This is a genomic window from Seonamhaeicola aphaedonensis (genome assembly GCF_003386195.1).
Lineage (GTDB): Bacteria > Bacteroidota > Bacteroidia > Flavobacteriales > Flavobacteriaceae > Seonamhaeicola > Seonamhaeicola aphaedonensis.
Genome location: NZ_QRDX01000017.1, coordinates 1 through 4,727 on the forward strand (window position 1 = coordinate 1; position 4,727 = coordinate 4,727).

The window sequence follows — 4,727 nt, forward strand, 5'->3', positions numbered from 1 at the left end:
AATTAGAGATTATAAGGAAGAGCTTTTCTCTAATTATTGCTCAAGAATTTATTATCTTTTCATTCTCAAAGCAGAACTACGTTTAACCCTGAGTTGTGGTTAATTATGAGAAACATACTGCTGACATTATTAATTTTGACATTACTGAATTGTAAAAACGATTCAGAAAAAGTGGTTTCAAAGCCCTCAAATGACACCGAAATTCATTTTAAAAATCAATTCAAAAGGGGTGGTATAAAAGACTCAATAGCTTCTATAAGTTTCGACCTTGCTTCCGAACAGAACTCTAAAAGAAATTATTCTAAAGCAAAACCCCTTTATGAAAAAGCAAATCAAATTGAACCTAATAATAAAATTATTCTTAATGCACTGGGAGATGTTTCTGCTGACTTGAAAAACTATAACGATTGTATTTCCTACTTTGAGAAATCACTACAAGTTGACAGCACATATTCAATAACCTATATGAATTTTGGTACTGCTTACAACAAATTATTGAAATTTGAAAAATCAATAGAAATACTAAAAAAAGGACTTGAATTTGAGAATAATAGAGAAAGGAAAGGATATTTTTATTACAATTTAGCCAATTCTTATTATAAGAAAAAGGATTATAAAATGTCAACGGAATTTAATAATAAAGCATTGGAAATAGTAAAAGAACCCGCCGTAAGAGAGGATATTATTGAATTGAAAAATGTTTTATCCGAATTAAAAAACTAACCACAACATTGTATATAAAAAATTGCTAGTTTTATGCTTAACCAATGTCAGTTGCTTTATTTGCTTGCTTCTGATTTTCCTTCGGAAAATCCTCGCGCTCAAACACGCAACTTTCAATATACGAAACCGTTGGCAACAAGCTGAAAATGAGATTTACATTAACAATTTTAGTTCTGATTTTATGCTTTTCGTCTTGCAAAGAAAAGACGGAAAGAAAAACTGAACCTAAAAAAGAAAAAACTGAATTAAAAGCCGAATCGAATAAACCTAAAGTTGAACCGATTGAAAAAGTTGACTTATCAAAAGTTCCTGATTCTTTAGAATTAATTACTGACAAAAATCTGAGAGGAGATTTTAATGGAGATTACAAAACTGACTTCGCCTCTATCGTAAGAAATAAAATCAATCAAAAAATTGGAGTTTTAATACTTCACAATTCTGTAAATAACGAAAGTTACGTTTTTGGAGCAGGAAAAGAAGTGTCTGAAATGACAGACTTGGATTGGATTGAAGTTTTTGAAATATTACCAAAAGGAGAAATTGTCTCACCGACTTTAGTTGACGAAGAAACAGGAGATATAATCGGACAAGACGAAAGCAAGAATTTCAAACTTATTGGAAACGGAATTTATATGAGCGTTGAGGAATCTCACGGTGGCGGAATTATATTTTGGAACGGAAAAGAATATCAATGGTATCATATAGAATAAAAAGCCAGTTGCCAACAATGTATAACCGCAATTACGGCGGATTCGACTACGTCCGAATCCACTCGGAATTGCTAAAGCCTGTGCTAAACCGAAAATTAACGCATATTAACCCGTAACTGACGGTTATACGAAACCGTTGTGTTTCATACTGACCCAACCGCATATTTTAGCACTTTCGGTTTTTGCCAATGCTAAAGTCCAACGCTCAAAAAACCAAAAGAGCTAAAATTTCCCAACGCTGAATTAGTAGTAATCTGAATAATTTTTTCTATTTTTGACAAAATTGTCAAGGTAAATTATTCAAGATGATGAAAGAAACATTTGGAGAGTATATTCATAAATTGAGAACGGAAGCGTCTCTTACTCTAACGAAACTTGCAGCAGCTCTCGATATAGACCAATCAACCTTGTCTAAAATTGAAAACGGGAAGAGAAATATTCCAGAAGAAATTCTTCCCAAATTAGCTGACATTTTTAATTTGGACATTAACCAATTGGAAAAAGAATATTTCAGCGAAAAAATAGCCGAAATGATTTACCCAAAAGAAAACTCAAGTGAATTTCTAAAACTTGCTGAACAAAAAGCAGAGTATAAAAGGCTCACAAATTTGAAACAAGGAAAAATAGATTTTAAAAATGCTTAAATATTCAAAACTTCGTAAAGATTTAAATATTGAAAATATGAATGGAAATGCCGAAGATTTAGCATTTTTCACTCACTATCTTCATAACCACACTAATGGTGTTTCGAAATCATTTAAGAAAAAAGCGGTTGAATATTACAACCAACAACATAATGACTTAAGTATAGCTTCCGAACCGGAATTACAAGCAATGCTTCCTATTAAATGGGATATTCCATTTCCGAGTCCTCAAAATCCAGAATTTACTTTCATTGACCTTTTTGCAGGAATTGGCGGATTTAGAATCCCAATGCAAGAACTAGGTGGAAAGTGTGTTTTTTCATCCGAATTTAATTATCACGCTCAAAAAGCCTATGAATTAAATTTTGGAGAAGTACCTTTTGGAGATATAACTAAACTTGACTTAAATATTGTTCCAAAACACAATGTTTTATGTGCAGGATTTCCTTGTCAACCCTTTAGTATATCAGGAAAAATGAAAGGCTTTGAAGATACTAGAGGAACTTTGATTTATCACGTATTTAAAATCATTGAAAAAAGAGAACCAGAGGTTGTTTTACTAGAAAATGTAAAACACCTTTTATATCACGATAAGAAAAGAACACTAGCTACAATCATTCAGCATTTAGAAGAGTTAGGCTACAAAGTTTCTAAAAAGGTATTAAATGCATCTGATTTTGGCGTTCCTCAAAATAGAGAGCGAATAATAATAATAGGTCATAAAAAGAAAAAATTTGATTTCTCTAAATTAAAAACTAAACCAAAGCCAGTTTTAAAAGATTTTTTAGATAAAGAAAATGACTTTGAATTTTTAGACGAGCCATATACTATCCTTGAGGAAATGAAAACACAAGATTCAGGACTCATTTTCGCAGGTTATAGAAATAAAACGATTCGTAAAGCAGGTGTTCGACCAAATACAGAACATTTATCTCGAGTTCATAAACAACCAAACCGAATTTATTCAACTGATGGTGTTCATCCTGCTTTGCCATCCCAAGAATCATCTGGTAGGTTTTGGATATATCACGAAAATAAAGTTAGAAAACTAACTATTCAAGAGTGTTATAAAATTATGGGATTCCCAAAAAAGTTTAGACTGATTAATAACCGTTCTGAATTATATAGACAAGTTGGAAATTCTGTTGCAGTTCCTATGATTAAAGAAGTTGCTAATCAAATAAAAGAACAATTAATTACATCAATCAAAATAAAAGATGCCGAATACATTTCTTAAAAAAACATTTGACGAATCAATGAAGCTAGTTGGTTCTGATGATAAAATCAAATCTGATTTACCAAAATCCATTACAAAGCATTTAGACGTAATTCTTACAAAATCGGAATCGGCAAAAGGTGTGCTAACAGTTATACTCACGAGTATAGTCTACAAAACTTTAAATCCAACACAGGATATTAGAAATCATCAGACAAGTATTGATAATGGTTATTCAGGTAGAACTTTTGATACAAAATATATTACACCATTCTTAAAAAGTGTGAAATTTCCAGCAATGGCTGAAAGTGGTTGGTTGACACGTTCACTTGAGCAAAAAGTTCCTTACGATAAAAATTACTCTGGAGCGATAAGACCTGATTTACTTAAAACTGCCTTTTTAGAAACAATTGATTTTGTCCAAAAAGGAAAGGATTTAGACAAGTGCTTAAGTTATTTGATGCAAGGATTAATCATAAAAAGAAACAGTCAAGAGATTGATTTAGCAAAACCTCTAAACCTTCCAATTGCAACCATAATTGAACTACTTACAAAACATTTCAACGCAAAATATACAGCAGATGGAGCTTCTCGCCTTCCAGTTCTAGCTTTGTTTGCAGCTTATGAGTGTCTAATGAAAGAAGCCAAAAGATTTGAGGGTAAAACACTTCTTGAAATCGAAAGTCACACTTCTGCTGACACCAGAAGTGGAAGAATTGGAGATATTGATATTGTAGATGACAAAGGAAAAGAGTATGAAGCAGTAGAAGTTAAACACGGAATTCAAATTAATGCTCAACTAGTAAAAGACGCTTTTGAAAAATTTAAAACTACACAGGTAAATAGATACTATTTATTATCGACAGCTGATGTCGACTCTAGTGAATCAGAGAAAATCGAAAAAGAAATCGAACGAATAAAAAATATTCACGGTTGCCACGTTATTGCAAACGGACTTATTAACTCGCTGAAATATTATTTAAGACTTCTCTCTGAAACATCTGAATTTATATCGAACTACGTGGACTTAATCGAATCTGATACAGCTTTGAAATATGAACACAAGAAAAAATGGAACGAAATAATTTCAGCAATGTAATGCCAACGCATAAAGCCATACACATTTGCAATTCGCTACAGCCAACTCACAAGCCAAAAATTGCAAAAGAGTATGTCTTTGCCAACGCTAGCAAGTTTGAGGGAAAAAGTACGAAAACACAACAATGTATAAAAATAATAGCGGTTTAATGGCTAAAACGAGAGTAAGTGAATATAAAAAAGGTCTGTATTTAACCGAAAAGTTAGTGAGTAAAAATCCGCTACTATTCTTATACTAGACCGATGGAACACATTCGCCGATGGCGAACTTTAATCTACGCTGCTTCGCAGACAATGCATCTTAAAGTAAATGTGTTCCATCTCAGGGTTAAACCA

General features: G+C 32.2%; 5 protein-coding genes. All 5 read left to right on the plus strand.

What is annotated here, in order from left to right; translation table 11 throughout:
• The first annotated feature begins 135 nt into the window (after positions 1–135).
• The 5 genes from DFQ02_RS14780 (at position 136) to DFQ02_RS15270 (ending at position 4,392) form a co-directional block, all read left to right on the plus strand.
• A complete protein-coding gene (locus tag DFQ02_RS14780) occupies positions 136–723 on the plus strand; it encodes a tetratricopeptide repeat protein (RefSeq protein ID WP_181896433.1) in 588 nt (195 codons plus the stop codon).
• 146 nt (positions 724–869) lie between these two features.
• Complete coding sequence (locus DFQ02_RS14785; RefSeq protein ID WP_116525224.1) at positions 870–1,433, plus strand: hypothetical protein; 564 nt, start codon at positions 870–872, stop codon at positions 1,431–1,433.
• A gap of 308 nt (positions 1,434–1,741) precedes the next feature.
• A complete protein-coding gene (locus tag DFQ02_RS14790; RefSeq protein WP_220340308.1) occupies positions 1,742–2,077 on the plus strand; it encodes a helix-turn-helix domain-containing protein in 336 nt (111 codons plus the stop codon).
• Complete coding sequence (locus DFQ02_RS15265; RefSeq protein ID WP_220340310.1) at positions 2,070–3,314, plus strand: DNA cytosine methyltransferase; 1,245 nt, start codon at positions 2,070–2,072, stop codon at positions 3,312–3,314. Before DFQ02_RS14790 ends, DFQ02_RS15265 begins: the two co-directional genes overlap by 8 nt.
• A gap of 19 nt (positions 3,315–3,333) precedes the next feature.
• Complete coding sequence (locus DFQ02_RS15270; RefSeq protein WP_220340312.1) at positions 3,334–4,392, plus strand: hypothetical protein; 1,059 nt, start codon at positions 3,334–3,336, stop codon at positions 4,390–4,392.
• Positions 4,393–4,727: the final 335 nt, after the last annotated feature.

Excerpts from the sequence above, each read along its gene's own strand:
- DFQ02_RS15270 (WP_220340312.1), top strand. The coding sequence starts at position 3,334 with ATGAAGCTAGTTGGTTCTGATGATAAAATCAAATCTGATTTACCAAAA.
- DFQ02_RS14790 (WP_220340308.1), top strand. The coding sequence starts at position 1,742 with ATGAAAGAAACATTTGGAGAGTATATTCATAAATTGAGAACGGAAGCG.
- DFQ02_RS15265 (WP_220340310.1), top strand. The coding sequence starts at position 2,070 with ATGCTTAAATATTCAAAACTTCGTAAAGATTTAAATATTGAAAATATG.
- DFQ02_RS14785 (WP_116525224.1), top strand. The coding sequence starts at position 870 with ATGAGATTTACATTAACAATTTTAGTTCTGATTTTATGCTTTTCGTCT.